We start from the raw sequence: 23,281 nt of genomic DNA on the forward strand, positions 1-23,281 counted from the left end.
CAGCCAGCGCCCCAACTAGGGCGTGCGCCGGCAAAGCGCTAGTGCGGCCAACGTCCGGAAACATTTTATCACACAGCATCCCGCCGCCACGCCGCCGGTTCTCATCTGCCCATGTGCGAATAGGGATCGGTCTGCCCCGTCAGCCACGGGTCGCGCGTCGCCTTGCGCATGTCCAGCAAGCGAGCGCGGAGCGTGTCGCGCACCGCGGCATGCGCCGGGTCGGCGGCGAGGTTGACCAGCTCGTCCGGGTCGCGCGTCAGGTCGTAGAGCTCCTCGGCCGGCCGCCTGAGATAGGCCGCCTGGCTGCGCTTGCCGAGCCGGATCGCGGGATCGGCGGCGATCGCCTGCCAGCTTGGCGAGCCCGCCACGTCGCCCGCGACGGGATAGTCGAGCGGGTGGGCGAGGTTGAGGATGTAGCTGTGCGTCCGCGTCCGGACGGCGCGCATCGGATAATATTGGTTGATCTCGTGGAACTCGTGGCTCGCGAACACCGCGTCGCGCGCGGGATCGCCGGGCTTGCCCAGCACCGGCATCAGCGAGGAGCCCGATAGCGGATAACGCGGCGGCGCGACGCCGGCCCAGTCGAGGATCGTCGGCGCGATATCGGTCCAGCTCACCATCGCGTCGTTGACCGCCGCCGCGCTGCCCGGCGCGCGCACGATCAGCGGCAGATGCAGCCCCGGGGCGTAAAGGTTGGTCTTGGCGCCGGCGAACGGTCGGCCATTGTCGCTGAGGAAGATCACTAGCGTATCGTCCGCGCGGCCGCTCTCCGCCAGCAGGTCGAGCAGCATCCCGACCCCGGTGTCGAGCCGGCTCAGCGATTCATAATATCCGGCGAGATCCTGCCGCACTGCGGGCAAATCCGGCAGGTGCGCGGGGACATGCACCCGCGCCGGATCGTAGCGGACCGGCTTCACCCCCGGCCATGCCCGGTCGTTGCCATAGTCGGTCGCGGCGCGGTGCGGATCGCTGTATGCCACGGTTACGAAGAAGGGCCGGTCATTGGTCGAGCGGATGAAGCTCCCCGCCGCCACCGCCATCTCGCGCACGTCGCGGATGCCCGAACGCTCGGGCACCAGCTCCGCCTCGAACGGGAATGCGCTGTCGGGGCCGATATGCTTCTTGCCGACCAATGCGGTGGCATAGCCCGCCCGGCGCAGCAGCGACGGCAGCGTCTCGATCCCGTCGAGCAGCGACTGGTGATGCACGTCGTGCTGCAGCCCGTACATGCCGTTCTGATGGCCGTAGAGCCCGGTATGGATCACCGCGCGGCTGGGGCTGCACGAGGAAACCGCCGCGAAGGCGTGCGTGAAGCGCGTGCCCTCGCCTGCCAGCCGGTCGAGCCGGGGGGTCGCGATCGGGGTGCCGTAGCAGCCGAGATCGAGCCCCTGATCATCCGAGATGAGCAGCAGCACATTGCGTTGCCGCCCCGTCGCCGCCCGCACCGTGGTGACGGGCGCAGCAGCAGCGCCTGCCATCCCCTTGAGCAGCGTGCGGCGGCGCATCGGCAGGTCTCCGCTTTCGTCGTGCGGCTAGGCGCCGCGCCGAATAAAGGTTCCCCGGACCATTGAAGAGGGAAATGGTCCGGGGAAGGGGGGTGGCCGTCAGAACTTCAGCGCAGCGCTGAAGCGGAAGGAGCGGCCGAGGATGGGTCGAGCGAGGATCGGCCCGGAGCCCTGCCCGCCGATGATGCGCGGGTTGCCCTCGGTCAGGCCGATCTCGTCGGTCAGGTTGTTGCCGGTCACCGCCAGCGTCAGATGCTCGCCTACCTCGACCGAGACGCCCGCATCGAGCTGGTAGAAATTGGGCAGCAGCTGCAGGTTCTCGGGGTCCGAGAAGCGGTCGCCGGTATATTGCAGCGTCGCGAACAGCGCCGGCTTCACCCCGCCCAGGTCGACCTCGTACGCCGGGGTCACGCGCCACGTCCATTTCGGCTGGCGCTGCACGCGGTTGCCGGTGTTGTCGATCGTGCCGCCGCCGGAGAAGAAGTCGACATAGGTCGCGTCGAGATAGGTCCCGGCTGCGGTGATGCTGAAGCCCTGGAACGGGCGGATCGCGCCTTCCAGCTCGACGCCCGTCGCCTTGGCGCCGCCGACATCTGGGGTCGGCGTCGTGCCGTTGACGAGCCGCGAGGTCGCGAGGCCGTCGAACTTGTTGTGGAACAGCGTCGCGTAGAGGCTCACCATCGGGGTCGATATCTTGAGGCCGCCCTCATAGGTGTCGACCTCGGCGATCAGCGTCAGCCCTTCGCGCAGATTGTCGAACATCGGGAAGCTGTTGCCGCGGCTGTAGCGCGCGAACACGCCGATCTCGCTGGTGATGTCGTAATTGGCGCCGACGGTCCACGACCAGGCCGAATCGGCATAGTGGAGCTGGCGCGGCCCGCCGAGCACGTTGACGGCATTGTCGTAGAGCGTGTTCGGGTTGCCGTCGAGATTGACCGTCGCCGCCTGCGGCGTGCGCAGCGTCGCATCGACGACGTGGCGCTGCCAGCGCAGGCCGCCGTCGATCCGCAGCTCGGGCGTGATCTGGAACTCGTCCACCGCGTAGAAGGCATAGTCCTTGCCCTTGTAGAAGGCATCGACCTGGAACCCCGGCCCGCTGGTGAAGCCATTGAGCGTCGCGGTCCGCCCGCCGTTCAGCGTCATGTTGAGCAGCCGCGCATTGGGCTCGGCGGTCAGCAGCACCTGGTTGCCCAGCACCCATTTGTCGCGCGAGCTATAGTCGGCATAGTAGAAGCCGCCGGTCAGCTTGTTGCTGCCCGCGGTCCACTCGAATGCCGAATCCGACACGAAGGACGAGATCTTCTTGCGCACTTCCCACAGGCCCGCGCGCATCACCTGCGCGCTGGCGCCGCCGGCGACGGCCTGGCCGCCATTGGCATAGGTCAGGGTCGACACGGTCGATCCCGCGCCGCCCAGCGTCACCGCCATCGCGGAGGCCGCGCTGGGCGGCCCGGCCGGGACCATGCCGATCGTGTCGGCATTGCCGCCCAGATAGCTCAGCCGCTCGCGCAGGCGCAGGCCATCGGCGATCTCATAGTCGAAGGCGATGCCGGTGTTGATCACATCGGCGCCGCGCCCTTCGGCAAGGTCGAGCGTGCGGCCGACGATGTTGGTCGTCACGCGCGTCTCGCGCCCGGGCAGCGTGCCGGTGCCGGCGTCGAAGCCCGGATAGGCGCTGATCTCGCCATTGTTCGACACGACCGGGATCGGCAGCAGCCACTGGCCCTTGTCGTTGAGGTAGCGCGCATAGATCTCGACCGATCCGCGCCCCTCGAACTCGTGGCGGATGTTCGCGGTGATCTGGCCACCCTTCTCCGCACGGAACTGCGGATCGCGGACGCCGTTGCCCTGCGCGTAATAGCCGCCGACCATGAAGCCGGTGTTCTCGCCGAGCGGGCCGGAGACCCAGGCGTCGCCGCGGATCTCTCCATAGTCGGTGTAGCTCACCTTGCCGAACGCCTCGAACCGGCTGCCGCCGGTGCGCGGCACCACGTTGACGGTCAGGCCCGGCTGCCCGCTCGAGAAGAGCGATCCGGTGCCGCCGCGCACCGCCTCGACCCGCTTCACCGTCTCGTCGAGGCGGATCAGCTGCGAGTTCTCGAGGAACGACAGCGTCGACGGCGGATAGATCGGCACGCCGCCGAGCTGGAAGGTCACGAACTGCGCGTCGCCGCCGGAAGGGTAGCCGCGCACGAAGATGTTGGCGCCGTTCTGGCCACCCGAGCTCTCGGCCATCACGCCGGGCACGGTGCGCAGGATGTCGGCGGTGCTGTTGGGGGCGGCGCGGTCGATCGCGTCCTCGCTCAGCGTGGTGACGGCGAACGCCGCGTCCTGGCGGCGCGTGCCGCCGCCGGCGGTGCCGACCACGACGATCTCCTCCTCCGCGGCGGGCTCGGCGGCCTGCGAATCGGGCGCGGTCTGCGCGTGCGCGGCGGTGGCGATCAGCGCCAGCGGCGCGGTGCCCAGCATCAGGATTGCACTTCGAAGCATGTGTCCTCCCCTTCGAATATGACCGGGCACATTTGCCCTTCGAGGATGGATGCTATGCAATTATGAAATGCTTTTCAAGATAGTTTGCAAAGTGGCCGCGCCGCGCTTGATGCACACCCTTTGCCCGCCTACGGTCGGCGCAGATGAGCGAGGAGCCTCCAGAATCAGCGAAGCCGCGCGGCGGCCGCCCGACGATGCGCGACATTGCGCGTCTCGCGAACGTGTCGATGCCCACCGTCTCGCGCGTGCTCAACGACAGCCCGCTGGTGACCGGCGAGACGCGGACCCGTGTGCTCGAGGTGGCGCAGGCCCATGGCTACGCCGTCAACCGCAACGCCAAGAAGCTGCGCCAGTCGCGCACCGGCACGATCGCGGTGATGCTCGACTTCGCCTCGCACCGCCACGGCGCGATCGGCGATCCCTTCATCTTCGAGCTGCTCGCCGGCGTGTCCGAAGCGCTGTCGATCCGCAACCAGGAGCTGCTGCTCTCCCCGCCCGGCCTCGACGACGCGCGCGCGTTCGAGGATTTCCACCGCGCCCGCGGCGCCGACGGCTTCATCATCCTGGGGCAGGGGACGCGCGACGCGATGCTGCGCGGCCTGGCCCGGCGCGGCATTCCGATGGCGGTGTGGGGTGCGGTCTCCAAGGATGCGGGCTATTGCGCGGTGGGCAGCGACAATCTGCTCGGCGGGCGGCTGGCGGGCGAGTATTTCCGGAAGCGCGGGCGCACGCGATGGCTGTTCGTGGGGGACATAAGGCACGAGGAGTTGCGGCTGCGCTATGAGGGGCTGTGCCAGGAGGCCGCGCGCCATCCCGAGGTGACGGTCGAGTATCTTCCGATCGCCTCGATGGCCTTCACCGCCACCGCCGAGACCGTCGCCGCCTATCTCGCGGGCGGCGCGCGCCCCGATGCGGTCTTCGCCTTTTCGGACACCGCGGCGATGGCCGCGATCGGCGCCTTCCGCGATCGCGGGCTGACCGCGCCGCAGGATTATTCGCTGGTCGGCTACAACAACATCCCGCCCGCGGGGCATTTCAACCCCAGCATCACCACGATCGACCAGAAGACCGATGTCGCGGGCGCGCTGCTGGTCGAGAAGCTGATGCAGCAGATCGACGGCGCCCGGGCGCGCTCGACCCTGCTGCCCACCCAGATGGTGATCCGCGAGACCTGAGGCGGGTGGACCGCTGGAGCGGTTGCAACGCCGACGCCCGGCAACGCCCTTGAAATGCATTTCATAACTTTATAGGCCTGTGCATCGAAACGACGGGCCGCAGGGCCTGCGCCGCGGGGAGGTGCGTGATGACCGAAGAGTTGAGGGCCGATCCTCCAGGAGATACGGCGATGAACCGCGTCCGCGTCATCATCGCGCTCGCGCTCACCTATGCGGTGCTCGGCATATTGATGAACAGCGTCGGCGTGGTGATCCTTCAGTCGATCCGCCATTTCGACGCGACCAAGCCGATGGGGTCGACGCTTGAGGCGTGCAAGGACCTGTCGGTCGTCGCGGCCTCCTTCCTGCTTGCCACCCGCGTCCCGGCATTCGGCTATCGCCGCGCGCTGATCGGCGTGATGGCGCTGATCGGCGCCGCCTGCCTGCTCGCTTCCTTTGCCACCGGCTTCGTCGCGATGCAGGCGTTGTTCGTCGCCACCGGCCTCAGCTTCGGCATCGCCAAGGTCGCGACCTATTCCTCGATCGGGCTGCTCGCGCGCGATCCCGCCGATCACGCCAGCATCACCGGGCTGGTCGAAGGCGTGTTCATGGTCGGGCTGCTGGTCGGCGTGTGGCTGTTCGGCTGGTTCGTCGGCGCCGACACCACTGGCAGCGCGTGGCTGCGCGTCTATTGGGTGCTCGGCGGCGTCTGCCTTGCGCTGGCGCTGCTGTGGCTCGTCACCCCGCTCGACGAGCGCGGCGCGGTCGCCCCCGAGGACGCGGGCGCGGCGCATTGGGGCGAGATGCTCCGCCTTGCCCTGCTGCCGGCCAGCGTCGCGGTGCTCGCCGGGCTGTTCCTCTACGTTCTGGTCGAGCAGAGCGTCGGCACCTGGCTGCCGACCTTCAACAACGAAGTGCTGCACCTGCCCGCCGCGATGAGCGTGCAGATGACCAGCATCTTCGTCGGCGCGCTCGCGGTCGGCCGCCTCGCCTCGGGCGTGGTGCTGCGGCGGGTCGCCTGGCTGCCTGCCCTGCTCGGCTGCCTCGGCTGCATCGCGGTGCTGATCCTCGTGTCGCTTCCGCTTGCCAGCGGCGTCACGCCGCGCCCCGACATCGGCTGGCTCAGCGCGCCTGCCGCCGCCTATCTCTTCCCGCTGCTCGGCGTCTTTCTCGCGCCGATCTACCCCACGCTCTGCTCGGTGGCGCTGAGCGCGCTCCCGCGTCACCGCCATGCCGCGATGATGGGGCTGATCGTGATCTTCTCCGCGCTGGGCGGAACGCTCGGATCGTTCGTCACCGGCCTGCTGTTCCAGAGCCTGCCCGGCGCGCTCGCCTTCTACTTCACCTTGGTGCCGATCGCGCTGATCGCCATCGCCCTGCCCGTCATCCGCAAGCGCCAGGCGGCCGCAGCATGAACGTACCCCAGCCTTCCGATCTGTTCGGCACCCTCTTCGCGACCGTGCAGGAACGCGGCCTGTTCCCCGATTCCAAGACCTTTGCCGACGCGGTTCCGCGCCGGTCGCCCGGTGCGATCATGCACGACTGGGCAGCGCTTGCCCCGCTTGACGATCCCGCGCTGCGGGCGTTCGTGCGCGACAATTTCGACCTTCCCGAGGCTGAGGATTATCCGGCGCCCGATGCCCGCCCGCTCGCCGATCATATCGCCGCGCTCTGGCCGATCCTGACGCGCGAGCCCGTCGCGCCGCCGCCGGGCTCGTCGCTCCTCGCGCTGCCGCGCCGCCATGTCGTTCCCGGCGGGCGGTTCCGCGAGCTCTATTACTGGGACAGCTACTTCACGATGCTGGGGCTGGTCCGTTCGGGGCGCCAGGATCTGGTCGAGGACATGATCGTCAATTTCGGCAGCCTGATCGATCGCTTCGGTCATATCCCGAACGGCACGCGCAGCTATTATCTCAGCCGGTCGCACCCGCCGGTCTTCTATCTGATGGCGGCGCTCTCGCGGGACGATTCCGTGGCTGCGCAGCGGGATCGGCTGCGCTGGATGCAGGCCGAGCACCGCTTCTGGATGGCGGGCGAGGAGCAATTGACGGGCACCGGCGCGCATCGCCGCGTCGTGCGGCTTCACGGTGCCCTGCTCAATCGCTACTGGGACGACCACCCCGCCCCCCGCGACGAATCCTGGCGCGAGGATGTCGAGCTTGCCGCGCGGGTGCCGGAACGACCGGCGGAGGAGCTGTGGCGCGATATCCGCGCGGCGGCGGAGAGCGGCTGGGATTTCAGCTCGCGCTGGCTGGGCGACGGCCGCTCTCTGGAGACGATCCGCACCACCCGCTTTGCGCCGATCGATCTCAATGCATTGCTGTTCGGCCTCGAGAACGCGATCGCGGCTTCCGCGGCTGCGCTCGGCGAAGCGGAGGCAGCCGAAGCATTTCTGCGCAGGAGCGAATTGCGCCGGGAAGCAATCGAGACCCATCTGTGGAACGAAACCCTCCACTGCTACACTGACTACGATATCGACACCCACGCGCCCCATAACCAACTGACGGGGGCGGCGGCATTCACCCTGTTTACCGGAGTTACGCGCGATGCGCGCGCTGCCCAGGTCGCGGACGCATTGCGAGGCTTGTTGGCGCGGGGCGGATTGCTCGCGACGCGGAGGCACACCGGTCAGCAATGGGATGCGCCAAATGGCTGGGCTCCCCTGCAGTGGATCGCGATCACCGGCCTGCAGATGCACGATCAAGCCGAGTTCGCCGCCGAGATCGCCGCGAACTGGCTCCGGATGATCCAAGCGCATTTCACTGCCACGGGTCAGCTGCTCGAGAAATATGATGTCGAGCGGTGCGACGCTGGCGGCGGCGGCGAATATGGCACCGAGATCGGTTTTGGCTGGACCAACGCGGTGACCCAGGAGCTGATGGCGCTGGCGCAGGCTTAGCCGCAACGCCCTGCGTTCAGGAGAAGGGCGGGCGGGCCGGGAAAGCTCGCATTGGTATCGCGACAAGTTTTCTAGGCTTCAATTCCCATGCTTGGAATATGATTTGAATCCCCTCATCGAAAGGGGTTTTCCATGCGTAACGTGCCGCTCAAGCTTCACCTCGCCGCCACTGCCGCCGCGCTGGCTTTCGTGCCGTCGCTCGCCACCGCCCAGCAAGTCCAGGGCGCGCCGGAAGAATCCCCGCAGGCCGCGGGAGGCGAGGAGATCGTCGTGACCGGCACGCGTGCGCAGGGCCGCTCGCGGCTCGACACCGCCTCGCCGGTCGACGTGCTGGGCGGCAACACGCTGCGCAATCAGGGGACGACCGAACTGGGGGCGGCGCTCGCAGCAGTGGCGCCCTCGATCGACTTCCCGCGACCTTCAGCAGTCGATGGCACCGACGCGATCCGCCCCGCGACGCTGCGCGGGCTGCAGCCCGATCAGACGCTGGTGCTGGTCAACGGCGTGCGCGCCAACAGCTCGGCTTTGCTCAACACCAACGGGTCAGTGGGCCGCGGTTCCGCGGCGGTCGACCTCAACACGATACCCACCGCGGCGCTCGACCGGGTCGAGGTGCTGCGCGACGGTGCGTCGGCGCAATACGGATCGGATGCGATCGCGGGGGTCATCAACCTGCGGTTGCGCGCGGCGCGGTCGGGCGGCGGCGCGACGCTGACCTATGGCTTCTACAATACCGATATCGAGACGGCGCGCGGATCGCGCAGCACCACCGGCGAGCCATCGATCACCGCCAGCGCCTGGCAGGGCTTCGGCTTCGGCTCGGACGGCTTCGTCACCGTCTCGGGCGAGTATCTGAAGCGTGAGGCGACCAACCGCGCCGACTTTGATCCGCGCGTGACGCCCACGCGCATCACCGGCCGCTTCGGCGACCCGCGCGTCGAGCAGTTCACCGGCTTCGTCAACGCCGGCACCAGCATCTCCGATACCTGGAGCCTCTATGGCTGGGCAGGGTATCAGGACCGCGACAGCCGCAGCGCAGCCTTTCCACGCCTGCCTGCGGCGGCGGGCGCCGTATCGGGCATCTGGCCCGACGGCTTCCTCCCGATCATCAATACCAAGTCGCGCAACCTCAACACCGCACTCGGCTTGAAGGGCGAACTGGGCGGCTGGAACGTCGATCTCAACGTCAGCTACGGCCGCAACGAGATCGACTTCTACACGCGCGATTCGGCGAACTATGCCTATGGCAACGCCTCGCCCACGAATTTCTACGACGGCGCGATCGCCTATGATCAGTGGGTCGCGGGCATCGACGTGGCGCGGACCTTCGACGTGCTGGGATCGCTCAACGTCGCCTTCGGCGTCGAGGGACGGCGTGAGGGCTACAAGATCGAGGCCGGCGAACTGGCGTCGTACGGCTATCCCGCCAGCGGCGCGGTGCCGGGACAGGCCCCGGGCGCACAGGGCTTTGGCGGCTTCTCCCCGCTCAACGAGATCGAGCGCAGCCGCCGTGCGGCCAGCGCCTATCTCGACCTGGAGGCGCAGCTGACCGATGCGTTCCTGATCGGGCTGGCCGGCCGGGTCGAACATTATTCGGACTTTGGCGAGACCGCGAACGGCAAGGTCTCGCTGCGTTACGACGTGACGCCCTGGCTGGCGCTGCGCGGCACCGCATCGACCGGCTTCCGCGCGCCGAGCCTGCAGCAGCAATATTTCACATCAGTCGCGTCGGTGGTCCAGAACGGCACCCCGATCCTCACCGGCACCTTCCCGTCGGTCAGCCCGGTCGCGGCGGCGCTGGGCGGCAAGCCGCTTGAGCCGGAGAAGTCGACCAACTTCTCGCTCGGCACGGTGATCCGAAGCGGCGGATTCGACCTGACGGTCGACGCCTATCAGATCCGGCTGCGCGACCAGCTTGGCTTGTCGGAGAATATCCAGGCGAGCTTCAGCCCGCAGGTTGCGGCGATCCTGGCGCCCTTCAATGTGCAGGCCGCGCGCTTCTTCATCAATGGGCTGCGCTCGCGCGTCCGCGGGATCGACGTGGTCGCGCACTACCGCATCCCGACCGAAAGCGCCGGCAAGTTCGACCTCACGCTGGCCGGCAACGTGAACCAGACCAAGGTGACGCGGGTGCCGACCTCGACCGCGACGATCAACCCCGCCCCTGTGCTGTTCGCGCGCAGCCGCGTCCTCACGCTGGAGGAAGGCACGCCGGGCGAGAAGGTCAGCGGGTCGCTCGACTGGTCGCTCGACGGCATCGGCGTCACCGCGCGCGCCACTTACTATGGAAACGTCAACCAGCCCGGTACGACCCCGACCGCCGACATCAACACCGGCCGCCACGTCGTCACCGACCTCGAGCTGCGCTACCAGCCGGTCAAGGGCGGCCAGTTCGCGATCGGCGTCAACAATCTGTTCGACGTCTATCCCGATGCGGCGCTGGCGGCCCAGAACACCACCGGCGTGGTCGCCTTCCCCTATTACTCGCCCTTCGGCTTCGGTGGTCGCTACCTCTACGCTCGCGTCGGGTTGAGCTGGTGAGCAATGTGACGGCAGCCGATGCCCGGCGGCGGCTGCCGTCGTTCGGGGTGCAGGTGCTCGCGGGCATGGCGCTTGGGCTGCTGCTCGGGCTCGCCGCGCGGGCGCTCGGCCCCGATCAGATCGCGAGCGCAGTGCTGGGGGAAGGACTGCGCACCATCGGGCAGATTTTCGTCCAGCTACTGAAGGCGCTGGTGCCGCCCCTAGTCTTCACCGCGATCGTCGCTTCGATCGCCGCGCTGCGCGATCTGGATAACGCCGCGCGGCTGGCGTGGCGGACGCTGTTGTGGTTCGCGATCACCGCGTTGATCGCCGTTACGATCGGGGTCGTGCTCGGTCTCGTCATCCAGCCGGGGCTGCATGCCGGGATTGACCCGGCCGCGGCAAGGTTGCCTGCGACGACCGGTTCGTGGCTCGATTTCCTCAAGGGGCTGGTGCCCGCGAACTTCCTCGGTATCACCGCCGCGACCACGGTGATCGATGGCCACGCCACCACCGCTTTGTCGTTCAACGTGCTGCAGATCATCGTCGCCGCGATCGCGGTGGGCGCGGCGGCGGTGCGGATCGGCGAGAAGGGCGAGCCGTTCCTCGCCTTCAACGCTTCGGCGCTCGCGCTCTTCCGCCGTCTGCTGCTGTGGGTGATCGCGCTGACCCCGATCGGCAGCGCCGCGCTGATCGGCGATGCGGTCGCGCGCTACGGCTGGGACGCGCTGTCGGCGCTCGGCGCGTTCGCAGGAGCCGTCTATCTTGGCCTGCTGCTGGTGATCGCTTTGGTCTATCCGCTGCTGCTCGCGGCGAACGGACTCAGCCCGTCGCGTTTCTTCGCGGGCGCATGGCCTGCGATCCAGCTCGGCTTCGTCTCGCGCTCGTCGATCGGCACGCTGCCGGTGACCGAAGCGGCGGCCGAGCGGCTCGGCGTGCCGCGGTCCTATGCCGCCTTCGCGGTGCCGCTGGGCGCGACCACCAAGATGGATGGCTGCGCGGCGATCTATCCCGCGATCGCCGCGATCTTCGTCGCGCAATTCTACGGGCTGGCGCTGACGCCGGCGAGCTATGCGCTGATCGCCTTCGTCTCGGTGATCGGATCGGCGGCGACGGCAGGGCTGACCGGCGCGACAGTGATGCTGACGCTTACGCTTTCGACGCTCGGACTGCCGCTCGAAGGCGTCGGGCTGCTGCTCGCGATCGACCCGATCCTCGACATGGGGCGGACAGCGGTCAACGTGGCGGGTCAGATCCTCGTGCCCGCCATCGTCGCCAAACGCGAGGGCGTGCTGGACGAGGTGCGTTATGGCGTCGCGGGCTCCGGCGCCGCCCTCTCCATATAGGTGAGGTCGTTCCGGTCCGTGTCTGACGACTGGCTCCCGGACCTGACAACTTGTCCTCCAGGTGGTATCAGGCGGAAGCGGTTGGCCAGCTCGCCGTGTCCGCCGAAAAGGAGGGCGTTCCATGCTCCGCATCGCCTCTTTATATGCGCGCGTTCCATTGATCCTCCTGTGCGCGCTGCTGATCGCGGCTGCATTCCTTGCGGCAAGAGGAGCGGGAGCGGACACGCAGGCGCCTGGCCAGACGATCGCCTTTATCGGGGTCAACGTCGTGCCGATGGATCGTGAACGGGTTCTCGCGAACCAGACCGTGGTGGTGCGGGGTGGGCAGATCGTCTCCGTGACGCCGGCGGCCGCCGCACACGTTCCGGCGGGCGCCCGCCGGATCGAAGGCCAGGGACGCTGGCTGATGCCGGGCCTCGCCGAGATGCACGGCCATGTGCCCGGGGCCGAGGATCCGGCCTATCGCGACGCTATGCTGTTTCTCTATGTCGCGAATGGCGTCACGACCGTCCGCAACATGGCCGGAAATGCATCGCACCTCGCCCTGCGCGATCGCATCGCCGCGGGGGAAGTGCCTGGCCCGACGCTCTATGCTGCGAGTCCCTGGCTGAGCCCGACGGTGGCCGGGACGCCCGACAAGGCGCGTCAGGCGGTGCGCGATTATCGCGCGGCCGGATATGACCTGATCAAGATCGGCAGCGTGCCCCGGGACGCCTATCTCGCGATGGCGGAGACCGCGAACCGAATCGGCATGCCGTTCGGCGGCCACATTCCCGATGGCGTCCGGCTCAACGACGCGCTTGGGAGCAGGCAGGCCTCGATCGACCATCTCGATCGCTATGTCGAGTTCCTGGTCCCGGAAGGCACCGATACTGCGGGACGCCCGGCCGGCTTCTTTGGCAGCGGCTGGGTGCAATTCATCGATGAACGCCGCATCCCCGATGCCGTGCGGCGAACGATCGCAGCCGGCACCTGGAACGTCCCGACGCTGAGTCTGGTCGAGCATCTGGCTTCGCCCGAGGCGCCCGAGACGATGATCGCCCGACCGGAAATGCGCTACATGCCCAAGCGCGTGTTGGATGGCTGGGTTAAGGCGAAGCGAGACTTCGCTGCGCGCCCCGATTTCCAGCCGGATGCGACGCGGCGGCTGGTCGAACTCCGCCGCCGTCTGGTGCGCGATCTTCACGCCGCGGGCGCACCGGTCGCGCTCGGCTCGGACGCGCCGCAATTCTTCAACGTGCCCGGCTTCTCGATCCATCACGAGATGCGGATGATGCAGGCGGCGGGGCTCACGCCCTATCAGGTGCTCTCGACCGGAACGCGTGAGGCGGCGCGCTATTTCGGCTCGAAGGCACGCTTCGGCACGATCGCACCGGGGCAGCGCGCCGACCTGATTCTGCTGACCGGCAATCCGCTCGAGAAACTGGCCAATGTCGAGCGCCGCGCCGGCGTGATGGTGCGGGGACGCTGGCTGTCCGAAAGTGAGATTCAGGCGCGTCTCGAGAAGATAGCGGCAGCTAGGGACTGACCGCCTTGGTGCTGTCGCGGACGATGAGCTCGTGGGGCAGGGTGATCTGCCGGATCGGACTTTCCGGATCGCGCAGGATCTCGACCAGCAGCTCGACGGTTCGTTGGCCGATCAGCCCTTTGGGCTGAGCAATCGTAGTGAGCGCGGGCTGGAAGAAGCGGGCGGTCGGAAGATCGTCGAAGCCGACGACGGAGATATGCCCGGGGCAGGTGAGTCCGGCCGCGCCGATCGCGCTGATCGCGCCCATCGCCATCTCGTCGCTGAAGCAGAAGATCGCGGTGACGTTCTGCTCGAGCAGGTTCCCCGCCAACTCGAACGCCAGCTTCGCCGAATAGTCGCCGTTCCGGATCTGCAGACGATCCTTCAGGCCGTGCCGCTCGGCTGCCTCCATGGCGCCCGAAAGACGATCGCTGCTGATCGGGCTGATGAGCGGCCCGGTGATGATGCCGATATCGCGATGGCCGAGCTCGATCAGATGCTCGACGGCGTCGCCGCTCGCCGCGGCATTGTCGATATGCACGCTCGGGACGCCGAGATCAGGGCTGTATTCGCAACCGTTGACGACCGGTGCCGCGATGCCCGGCCGCGTCAGGAGCGCGCTGAGATTGTCCGGCAAGCGGTGGCCGAGAAAGATCAGCCCGTCCACTTCGCGGCGCGACAGCATTTCCGCATATTGATCCTCGACCTGCGGATCGTGGCGGGTGTCGCCGACGACCACCGCATAGCCCGCGTCGCGCGCCGCTTCCTCCGCGCCGCGGATGATGCTCGCGAAGAACGGGTTGGAGATGTCGGGCACGGTCAGCAGGATCTTGGCGGCGCGCAAGGTGCGCAGCGTCCGCGCCGCGACGTTTGGAGCATAGCCCAGCGACTGAACGACCTCGAGCACGCGCAGGCGGGTCGATTCCGCCACACGATCGGGCTGACTCAATACGCGCGAAACCGTGGCAGTCGAGACGCCCGCGACCGCGGCGACGTCGATAATCGTTGGCATCGGGGCTTCATGTCGCGTGTCGCGCAGCCTGTCGACAAAATTCGATGTAATCCTTTACATCAATCTGCGATCTGCGTAGCCTGAGTCGCAAGAAGACGAGCTGTATTGAGGGGAGGGGTCGCATGGCCACGGCCAATGGGGCGCTGGATGGCGCTTCGCATCCGGTTTCGGGAATGCTGATGGGGCGGCTCAGCGCCCTCATGTTCATGCAGTTCTTCGTGTGGGGCGCATGGGCCGTCACGCTTGGCCTCGTCATGCAGACCGTCGGGATCGGCAACCTGATCGCCAACGCCTTTTCGGTCGGCCCCATCGCGTCGATCGCCGGTTCCTTCCTGCTCGGCATGGCCGCGACCCGCTATCTCAGTCCCAAGGCGCTGATGGTGATCCTCCATCTGGTGGGCGGCGCGATCCTGCTGGCGCTGCCGGGGCTGGTGAAGCCGGAGACGGGCGACACCTTCGTCTGGGTGCTGCTCGGCTACATGATCCTCTACATGCCGACCGTGGGCCTTGCGAACACCATCGCGCTCAAGAGCCTCGGCGCGCGCGACGATCGCTTCCCCTTCGTCCGGGCATTCGGCACGCTGGGCTGGATCGTCGCGGGCCTGATCATCGGCTGGGCAGCGCTCTCGGCAAGCCCGGAGATCTTCCGCGTCGCTGCGGTCGTGTCGATCGCGCTCGGCCTCTACAGCCTGACCCTTCCCGCGGTCGAGCCCGATGCGCCGCGCGAGGAATCGCTGGTGCGCCAGGTGCTGTGCGTCGAGGCGTTCGGCCTGATGCGGCAGCGTTCCTTCCTGATCTTCATCATCTGCGCGACGCTGATCTCGATCCCGCTGGCGATGTATTACGCCTATGCCTCGGCCTATATCGGCGCGGCGGGCATCGCCAATGTCGGCGGCACGATGTCGATCGGGCAGATGTCCGAGCTGGCGTTCATGTTCTCAATGCCCTGGCTGTACCGCCGGTTCGGCGTGAAGCCGCTGCTGCTGGTGGGCATGGCGGCTTGGGCGCTGCGCTATGCGCTGTTCGCGATCGGCGACGGCGGGGACTCGCTCTGGGCGATCTATCTCGGCGTGGCGCTGCATGGGGTGTGCTACGACTTCTTCTTCGTCGCCGGCGCGATCTACACCGGCACCATCGCCACGCCCAAGGGCGTCAACGCCCAGGCGCAGGGGATGCTGACCCTGTTCACCTATGGCGTCGGCATGCTGCTGGGATCGCAGATCGGCGGGCTGCTCTATGCGCAGCTGCCGGCGACCCCGACGATCGCCGACTGGCAGCAGATGTGGTGGTATCCGGCGATCGCGGCCGTGGTCATCACCGTGCTGTTCCAGCTTCTGTTCCGCGACGACAGCAAGGGAGTCGCAGCATGAGCGCGATGAAGGGCCCCGCGATCTTCCTCGCCCAGTTCATGGGCGACACCGCGCCGTTCGACACGCTCGACGGGCTGGCCAAATGGGCGGGAGAGCTTGGCTATAAGGGGATCCAGATCCCCTGCGATCCGCGGTTGTTCGACCTCAAGCTGGCGGCGGAGAGCAAGGCCTATTGCGACGATCTGCGCGGCAAGCTCGCCGGCTACGGCGTCGAGCCGACCGAGCTTTCGACTCATCTGCACGGCCAGTTGGTTGCGGTGCATCCGGCTTACGATCAGCTGTTCGACGGCTTCGCCCCGCCCGAGCTGCACGGCAAGCCCGCGGAGCGCCAGGCGTGGGCGGTCGAGCAGGTCAAGCTGGCGGCCAAAGCGAGCGGCAATCTTGGCTTGAAGGCCCATGCGACCTTCTCGGGGGCGCTGGCCTGGCCCTATGTCTATCCCTGGCCGCAGCGCCCGGCGGGGCTGGTCGAAGAGGCCTTTGCCGAGCTGGCCCGCCGCTGGATTCCCATCCTCGACGTGTTCGAGGAAGCGGGCGTCGATTGCGCCTATGAGATCCACCCGGGCGAGGACATCCATGACGGCGCGACGTGGGAGCGCTTCCTCGCCGCGGTCGATAACCATCCCCGCGCGCGAATCCTGTTCGACCCGTCGCACTATGTGCTGCAGCAGCTCGACTATCTCGACTTCATCGACCGCTACCACGACCGCATCTCGTGCTTCCATGTGAAGGATGCCGAGTTCAATCCGACCGGGCGCTCGGGCGTCTATGGCGGCTATCAGAGCTGGGTGGATCGCGCCGGCCGCTTCCGCTCGCTGGGCGACGGGCAGGTCGATTTCGTCGGGATCTTCAGCAAGCTGGCGCAATATGGCTATGCCGGCTGGGCCGTGCTCGAATGGGAGTGCGCGCTCAAGCATCCGGAGGACGGGGCGCGAGAAGGCGCGCCGTTCATCCGCGATCACATCATTCGCCTGACCGAGAAGCCGTTCGACGATTTTGCGGCGAGCGGTGCGGACCGGAACGCGATCCGCGCGCTGATGGGGCTCTGAGCGATGGCGCGACAGCCTCTTCGGCTCGGCATGGTGGGCGGCGGCGAGGGCGCGTTCATCGGCGCGGTCCATCGCATCGCCGCGGCGATCGACGGCGAGTGGCGGATGACCGCCGGCGCGTTCAGCACCGATGCCGGACGCAATGCGCGGACCGGCGAAGCGCTCGGGCTAGATCCGGCGCGCGTCTACGCAACGTTCGAGGAACTGGTGGAAGGCGAACGCGCGCTGCCGCCGGAGGAGCGGGTCGACGCGATCGCGATCGTGACCCCCAACCATCTTCATGCGCCGGTGGCGATCGCCGCGCTCGACGCAGGCTTCCACGTGCTCTGCGAAAAGCCGATGGCGATGAGCGTCGCCGAGGCCGAGGCGATCGAGCGCGCCGCGAAGGCGAGCGGGCGGCTGTTCGCGCTGGCCTTCACCTATGCCGGCTACCCGCTGGTCGAGGAGGCGCGCACTCGGGTTGCGCGCGGCGATTTCGGCGCGATCCGGCTGGTGCAGGCGGAGTATCTCCAGGGCTGGCTCAGCCGGCCGATCGACCGGGATGGCAACAAGCAGGCCGAATGGCGCACCGATCCGGCGCGCGCGGGGATCGGCGGATGCCTGGGCGACATCGGCACACACGCCTTCCAGCTTGCCGAGCATGTCTCCGGCTTGCGGACGCAGGCGGTCTGCGCCGAACTGACGACGCATGTGCCGGGGCGGCAGCTGGACGATGATGTCAGCGCGCTGCTGCGTTTCGAGAGCGGCGCGCGCGGCGTGCTCAAGGCCAGTCAGGTCGCGGCGGGCGAAGAGAATGGCCTCAAGCTTCGGGTCTATGGCGAACTCGGCGGGCTTGAATGGTCGCAGATGGAGCCGAACACGCTGACCTTGCGCTGGCTCGACCGGCCCGCCGAGATCGTGCGGACCGGCGGCCCTGGCCTCGACCCGCGCACCGTTGGGCTGACGCGGACTCCGGCGGGGCATCCAGAAGGCTATCTCGAGGCCTTTGCCAACATCTACCGCGCCTTTGCTGCCGCGGTCCGGCGTGGCGGTCCCGCATCGGGCATCGTGCCCGGCACGGAGGGCTGGTTCCCCGGCCTTGCCGACGGGCTGCGTACAATGCGCTTTGTCGAGACGGTTGCTGCCAACGCGGCGTCGGACGTGAAGTGGACTGTGTTCGGCAGCGAATAACGCGGATATAGCGAGATAAAACAAGAAGTTGGTTGGAGAGTTCAAATGAAGCTTATTGCAGGTCTGGCAGCGGGGGCGGTAGCGCTAACAGCAACGGGCGCCGCGTTCGCGCCTGTATTTGCCCAGAGCAAGCCGTCCGCGGCACCGCCAGCGTTCGCGGCGTGCCGCGCCTGCCACACCACCAACAAGGGCGGCAAGAACGGACTCGGCCCCAATCTCTACGGGATCATCGGCAGGCCCGCCGCTTCCGTGCCCGGCGTCAGCTACTCTGCCGCGCTCAAGGGCTCGAAGCTCAAATGGGATGAGAAGACGCTGGACGCCTTCCTCGCCAATCCGTCGAAGAAGGTGCCCGGAACGCGGATGCCGATCGGTACGCCCGATCCCGCGAAGCGCGCCGCGATCATCGCCTTTCTCAAGGCCGAGAGCGCGAAATGATGCCGATCGCGCGCCGCAGCTTGCTCGCTGGAGGCATGGCATTGCCCGCCGCCGCGCTCGCGGGCGGTGCTACGTCCAACGCAGCGCATTTCTCGCTCGCCTATGCGCCGCACGAAGGCAGCTTCGCGAGCCGGGGGGATCGGATCGAGCAGATCGCCTTCGCCGCCGACCAGGGTTTCCGGGCGTGGGAAGACAATGAAGCGGCGGGCCGCCCGGTCGATGAGCAGGAGCGGATGGCCAAGGCACTTGCCCAGCGCGGCATGCGGATGGGCGTATTCGTCGCGAGCATGCCAAAATGGGCGCAATCGCGGCCACTGCTCGGCGGCAATGACGACGCGCAGCGCGACGCCTTTCTCGCCGACATCCGCAATGCGGTCGATGTCGCGAAACGGCTGAATGCAACGGAAATGACGGTCGTGCCGGGATTCCTCGACTCGCGCCTGCCGGTCGATATTCAGACCGCGCGGATCATCGATGTCATGCGGCGTGCCGGTGACATCATGGCGCCGCACAAGCTGACGATGGTGATGGAGCCGCTCAACACCCGCACCAACCACCCTGGCGTGTACTTGCAGACGATCGCCCAGGGCTATGCCGTGGCGCGGGGCGTCAACAGCCCGGCGGTCAAGATCCTTGCCGACCTTTATCATGAGCAGATCCAGTCGGGGAACCTGATCCCCACGCTCGAGACCTGCTGGAGCGAGATCGCCTATATTCAGTTCGGCGACAATCCCGGGCGCAAGGAGCCGGGGACCGGCGAGATCAACTATGCGAACATCGTCCGGTGGCTCCGCGCCAAGCGCTATACCGGCGTGATCGGCATGGAGCACGGCAATTCGATAGCGGGCCGCGCAGGCGAGGATCGCCTGATTGCTGCCTATCGCAGCATCGATCGACAAGGAGGGGAAGCATGACGCGCATCCGCAGGGCCGGTTTCCTGATCGCAGGAGGGATCGCGATCGCGAGCATTTCCGCGATCGCGCAGGAGAAGCCGGGCTTCAAGGACACGCCGATGCTGCCGGACGGCAAATGGCGCGTCCATGACGCGGACCGGCCGGCGCCGGCGGTTGTCACGCCCGCGGCGACGCCCGGCGGCGCGCCGTCCGACGCGATCGTCCTGGCGGCGGACGCTTGGCAAGCCCAGCTGGCGCCCTGGGCCGTCGCCGATGGCACGATCACGGTGCCGCCCCGCCCGCCGGGCGGCGGCGACAACAATCTCGTCTCGCGCCAGAGCTTTGGCGACGTGCAGCTCCATCTCGAATTTCGCTCGCCCAATCCGCCCAAGGATAGCTCGCAGGACCGCGGCAACAGCGGCATCTGGTTCATGCAGCGCTACGAGGTGCAAATCCTCGACGGCTATCAGAACCCGACCTATGCCGACGGCACGGTCGGTGCCGTCTATGGCTGGAAGCCGCCGCTGGTGAACGCCGCGCGCAAGCCGGGCGAGTGGCAAAGCTATGACATCGTGTTCGAGCGGCCCCGCTTCGCCGCGGACGGCAAGCTGCTGCGCCCGGCCCATGTCACCGTCTTCCTCAACGGCGTGCTGGTGCAGAACCGTCAGGCGATGCTCGGCACCACGGTGTGGCGCAAGGTCGCCGGCTATCAGCCGCATGGCGATGCGGCGCCGCTGCAGCTGCAGGATCACGGTTCGCCAGTCTCGTTCCGCAACATCTGGGTGCGTCCGCTGCCCGAAGCCGCGATCCCGCAGGATCTTCCTGGAGACGTAAAATGATCGACCGCAGAACCGCCCTTGCGGGCGTGGCCAGCATGTTTGGCGCCGCGCTCTTCGCGCCCCTGGCGCGGGCGGCCGGCACCGCGCCGCGAGGGGATATCCCCGTGATTTCCGAAGGCGCGCCCAGCGCCCGGGTGTTCACGCCGGCTCAGCATGCAGCGATGTCCGCGCTCAGCGACCGCGTCATCCCGACGACCGATACGCCCGGCGCCATCGCCGCCGGGGTGCCGGATTTCATCGAGAAGATGCTGGCCGACTGGGCCTATCCGGCGGATCGCGTGCCGATCCTGGCCGGGCTCGACGCCATCGAGGCGCGCAGCATGCGCGACTATGGCGTGCCGACCGCCAAGGCGACCGCGGAGCAGCAGGACGCGCTGCTGACGCTGGCGATGAATGGAGAGGAGGCCAAGGGCTTCTTCGAGCCGTTCCGCCAGCTCGTCATCGCCGGCTATTACACGTCCGAGATCGGGATGACGCAGGAACGCGAATACCTCCCGGTGCCGGGCGAGTATAATGGCGAGTTCCTCTATTCTCAGGTCAACAAGGTGTACTCTTCATGATCGGACGCAGAACCCTGTTGGCAGGCGCAACGGGTGCCGCCGCCCTTGCCTGTTTCCCGGCCGGCGCGGCCTCGCGCAGGCCGATCGGCTTGCAGCTCTATACGCTGCGTGAGATCTTCGCGAAGGATCCGGTCAAGACGCTCGAGCAGGTTGCGGCCATCGGCTATCGCGAGGTCGAGTTCGGCGGCGGCGGATATGACGCCATGGACCCCGTCATGTTGCGCAAGGCGCTCGACCGGCTGGGCCTGAAGGCGCCGTCGATCCATGTCGGCTATGACGCGCTGCTCAATCAGTTCGATCGGCAAGTGACTCTCGCTAGGACGCTCGGCGCCGACACGATCGTGCTGCCCTATATGACGGCCGAACATCGCACCGGCGCGGCGTGGCAGACAGCACTGCCGAATATCGGCCGCTTCGGCGCGCAGCTCAAGAAGGCTGGGCTCGGCTTCGCCTATCACAACCATGACTTCGAGTTCACCGAGAAGCCGGGCGGCGTCAGCCTGTTCGACCAGCTGCTCAAGGAGACCGACCCCGCGCTCGTGAAGATCGAGCTGGACCTTTTCTGGGCGGTGAAAGCCGGTGAGGATGCGGGTGCGCTGATCGACCGGCTGTCGAGCCGGCTCTACGCCTATCACGTCAAGGACATGCGCGCCGATGGCGGCATGGTCGCGGTGGGTCGGGGCACCATCGATTTTGCCGCGCTGTTCAAGCGGAAGGGCGGCGCCGGCGTCCGCCATTTCTATGTCGAGAACGATCAGGCGCCCGCGCCCTACCTTCCCGACGTCACCACGAGCTTTCAGACGCTGCGCGCGCTGCGCTTCTGACCGGACAGGAGAAAGAGATTATGGCTTCGACCAACAGGTTCGATGCAATCGTCATCGGGTCGGGCGTCAGCGGCGGCTTCGCGGCGAAAGAGCTCACCGAAAAGGGCCTGCGCGTCCTCATGCTCGATCGCGGCGTGATGGTCGAGCATGGCGAGGACTATCCCTATGACGGCAAGCCGGCCTATGAGGTCCCGGCGCGCAACATGATGCCCAAGCCGTTGACGGACAGCGATTATTTCATCGCGAAGCACGGTTATGTCTCGCCGAGCAACCGCCGCTTCTACAATGACGACCGGCTGAACCCCTATGCCTTTGACGAAGGCAGCAAATTCTACTGGATCCGCCCCGGCGCGGTCGGCGGCAAATCGCTGATCTGGGGGCGCTGGAGCTTCCGCTGGAGCCCCGACGACTTCGAGGCCAACAAGCGCGAGGGCATCGATGGCGACTGGCCGATCCGCTATGACGACCTCGCGCCGTGGTACAGCTATGTCGAGAAGTATATCGGCGTTTCCGGCTCGCGCGAGAATCTGACTGAGCTTCCCGACAGCGAGTTCCAGCCGCCGGTCCCGATGAACATCGCGGAGAAATGGGTCAAACAGCGGCTCGAGGCGCAATTTCCCGGCCGCAAGCTCATCAACGCGCGCCTGTCCAACATCACCGAAGACAAGCCCGATCAGAACCGTACCAAGTGCCAGTTCCGCGCCCAATGCGGCAATGGCTGCGCGTTCGGCGCCTATTTCTCGACTCAGGCGGTGACGCTCCCTGCCGCGCGCGCGACCGGGCGGCTGACACTGCGGTCGGACGCGGTCGTCACCAACCTTGAATATGATCCGGTGAAAAAGCGCGTGACCGGCGTCCGCTTCATCGATGCCAAGACCCGTCAGGCAGAGGTGGTCAATGCCGACCTCGTCTTCCTGTGCGCATCGGCGATGGCCTCGACGCAGATCCTGATGAACTCGCGTCCCGAGGGTGGCGGCCGCAGCCATTTCGATTCCAGCGGGACGCTCGGCAAATATGTGATGGATCACATCTTCCGCGTCGGAATCGAGGGCGAGATTCCGGGCATGACCGAATATATCGAATATGGCCGCCGCCCGGGCGGTATCTACATCCCGCGCTTCCGGAATGTCGGCCGCGACGAGGATGTCGGCTTCAAGCGCGGCTACGGCTATCAGGGCGGCGCCCATCGCCCTCCCGCTTCACCCGTCGGCTTCGGCGCGTCGATGAAGCACGGCATGCGGCAGTACGCGCCGTGGCGGTTTCACATCGGCGCATTCGGCGAATGCCTTCCCTATCGCGACAACAGCGTCTCGCTCCACGCGGACAAGGTCGACCGCTTCGGCGTGCCGCTGATGCGCTTCGACGTCCGCTTCCGCGAGAATGAGCTTCGGATGATGGCGGATGCGCGGGCGCAGGGAGAGGCGATGCTCAAGGCCGCGGGTCTGCGCAACGTCACCAGCTCGCAGCGCGAGCATGTGCCGGGCGACGCCATCCACGAGATGGGCGGCGCACGCATGGGCTCCGACCCGCGCGCGTCGGTGCTCAATCGCTGGAGCCAGGCGCACGACGCCTCCAACCTGTACGTGACCGACGGCGCGCAGATGGCATCCGTGTCCTGCGTGAACCCGTCGCTCACCTTCATGGCGCTGACCGTGCGGGCGGCCGATCATGCGGTGAAGCAGTTGCGAAGTGCCTGAACATGCAGCCGGGC

General features: G+C 67.3%; 18 protein-coding genes. 15 read left to right on the forward strand and 3 right to left on the reverse strand.

The window, feature by feature from the left end; genetic code table 11:
• Nucleotides 1-101: 101 nt before the first annotated feature.
• The gene (locus VGD28_RS17875) at nucleotides 102-1,505 is read right to left on the reverse strand and encodes a sulfatase (RefSeq protein WP_331029711.1); all 1,404 of its coding nucleotides are present in this window, start codon (nucleotides 1,503-1,505) and stop codon (nucleotides 102-104) included.
• Nucleotides 1,506-1,604: 99 nt separating this feature from the next.
• On the reverse strand, nucleotides 1,605-3,995 hold the full coding sequence (locus tag VGD28_RS17880) for a TonB-dependent receptor (protein ID WP_331029712.1): 2,391 nt from the start codon (nucleotides 3,993-3,995) through the stop codon (nucleotides 1,605-1,607).
• Between the two features lie 143 nt (nucleotides 3,996-4,138).
• Between VGD28_RS17880 and VGD28_RS17885 the strand changes: the two genes are divergently transcribed.
• The 6 genes from VGD28_RS17885 (at nucleotide 4,139) to VGD28_RS17910 (ending at nucleotide 13,442) form a co-directional block, all read left to right on the forward strand.
• The gene (locus VGD28_RS17885) at nucleotides 4,139-5,170 is read left to right on the forward strand and encodes a LacI family DNA-binding transcriptional regulator (protein WP_331029713.1); all 1,032 of its coding nucleotides are present in this window, start codon (nucleotides 4,139-4,141) and stop codon (nucleotides 5,168-5,170) included.
• Nucleotides 5,171-5,298: 128 nt separating this feature from the next.
• A complete protein-coding gene (locus VGD28_RS17890) occupies nucleotides 5,299-6,564 on the forward strand; it encodes an MFS transporter (protein WP_331029714.1) in 1,266 nt (421 codons plus the stop codon).
• Entirely contained in the window at nucleotides 6,561-8,048 is a 1,488-nt protein-coding gene (gene treF, locus VGD28_RS17895; RefSeq protein ID WP_331029715.1) for an alpha,alpha-trehalase TreF, read from the forward strand. The genes VGD28_RS17890 and treF overlap by 4 nt, the downstream gene beginning before the upstream one ends.
• A gap of 132 nt (nucleotides 8,049-8,180) precedes the next feature.
• Entirely contained in the window at nucleotides 8,181-10,589 is a 2,409-nt protein-coding gene (locus tag VGD28_RS17900; RefSeq protein WP_331029716.1) for a TonB-dependent receptor, read from the forward strand.
• Entirely contained in the window at nucleotides 10,586-11,914 is a 1,329-nt protein-coding gene (locus VGD28_RS17905; RefSeq protein ID WP_414714521.1) for a dicarboxylate/amino acid:cation symporter, read from the forward strand. Before VGD28_RS17900 ends, VGD28_RS17905 begins: the two co-directional genes overlap by 4 nt.
• Nucleotides 11,915-12,035: 121 nt before the next feature.
• The gene (locus VGD28_RS17910) at nucleotides 12,036-13,442 is read left to right on the forward strand and encodes an amidohydrolase family protein (RefSeq protein ID WP_331029717.1); all 1,407 of its coding nucleotides are present in this window, start codon (nucleotides 12,036-12,038) and stop codon (nucleotides 13,440-13,442) included.
• Here VGD28_RS17910 and VGD28_RS17915 read toward each other — a convergent pair.
• The gene (locus tag VGD28_RS17915; protein WP_331029718.1) at nucleotides 13,432-14,433 is read right to left on the reverse strand and encodes a LacI family DNA-binding transcriptional regulator; all 1,002 of its coding nucleotides are present in this window, start codon (nucleotides 14,431-14,433) and stop codon (nucleotides 13,432-13,434) included. The genes VGD28_RS17910 and VGD28_RS17915 overlap by 11 nt on opposite strands.
• 122 nt (nucleotides 14,434-14,555) lie before the next feature.
• Here VGD28_RS17915 and VGD28_RS17920 point away from each other — a divergent pair, with 122 nt between their 5' ends.
• The 9 genes from VGD28_RS17920 to VGD28_RS17960 are packed head-to-tail and all read left to right on the forward strand — an operon-like array spanning nucleotide 14,556 to nucleotide 23,267.
• Nucleotides 14,556-15,803 (forward strand): MFS transporter, encoded by a 1,248-nt coding sequence (locus VGD28_RS17920; RefSeq protein WP_331029719.1) that lies wholly within the window; start codon nucleotides 14,556-14,558, stop codon nucleotides 15,801-15,803.
• On the forward strand, nucleotides 15,800-16,849 hold the full coding sequence (locus VGD28_RS17925) for a sugar phosphate isomerase/epimerase (RefSeq protein WP_331029720.1): 1,050 nt from the start codon (nucleotides 15,800-15,802) through the stop codon (nucleotides 16,847-16,849). The genes VGD28_RS17920 and VGD28_RS17925 overlap by 4 nt, the downstream gene beginning before the upstream one ends.
• A 3-nt stretch (nucleotides 16,850-16,852) precedes the next feature.
• Entirely contained in the window at nucleotides 16,853-18,019 is a 1,167-nt protein-coding gene (locus VGD28_RS17930) for a Gfo/Idh/MocA family oxidoreductase (protein WP_331029721.1), read from the forward strand.
• Nucleotides 18,020-18,064: 45 nt separating this feature from the next.
• Complete coding sequence (locus tag VGD28_RS17935) at nucleotides 18,065-18,454, forward strand: c-type cytochrome (protein ID WP_331029722.1); 390 nt, start codon at nucleotides 18,065-18,067, stop codon at nucleotides 18,452-18,454.
• On the forward strand, nucleotides 18,451-19,368 hold the full coding sequence (locus VGD28_RS17940; RefSeq protein WP_331029723.1) for a hydroxypyruvate isomerase family protein: 918 nt from the start codon (nucleotides 18,451-18,453) through the stop codon (nucleotides 19,366-19,368). Before VGD28_RS17935 ends, VGD28_RS17940 begins: the two co-directional genes overlap by 4 nt.
• Nucleotides 19,365-20,186 carry a DUF1080 domain-containing protein gene (locus VGD28_RS17945; RefSeq protein ID WP_331029724.1) on the forward strand — a complete coding sequence of 274 codons (822 nt, stop codon included), beginning with the start codon at nucleotides 19,365-19,367 and terminating at the stop codon, nucleotides 20,184-20,186. The genes VGD28_RS17940 and VGD28_RS17945 overlap by 4 nt, the downstream gene beginning before the upstream one ends.
• Entirely contained in the window at nucleotides 20,183-20,746 is a 564-nt protein-coding gene (locus tag VGD28_RS17950; protein ID WP_331029725.1) for a gluconate 2-dehydrogenase subunit 3 family protein, read from the forward strand. The genes VGD28_RS17945 and VGD28_RS17950 overlap by 4 nt, the downstream gene beginning before the upstream one ends.
• Nucleotides 20,743-21,570, forward strand: coding sequence for a sugar phosphate isomerase/epimerase (locus tag VGD28_RS17955; RefSeq protein WP_331029726.1), 828 nt, complete (start codon nucleotides 20,743-20,745; stop codon nucleotides 21,568-21,570). The genes VGD28_RS17950 and VGD28_RS17955 overlap by 4 nt, the downstream gene beginning before the upstream one ends.
• A gap of 20 nt (nucleotides 21,571-21,590) precedes the next feature.
• Nucleotides 21,591-23,267, forward strand: coding sequence for a GMC family oxidoreductase (locus VGD28_RS17960; protein ID WP_331029727.1), 1,677 nt, complete (start codon nucleotides 21,591-21,593; stop codon nucleotides 23,265-23,267).
• Nucleotides 23,268-23,281: the final 14 nt, after the last annotated feature.

This window comes from Sphingomonas sp. (assembly GCF_036402235.1).
In the GTDB taxonomy this organism is placed as follows: domain Bacteria; phylum Pseudomonadota; class Alphaproteobacteria; order Sphingomonadales; family Sphingomonadaceae; genus Sphingomonas.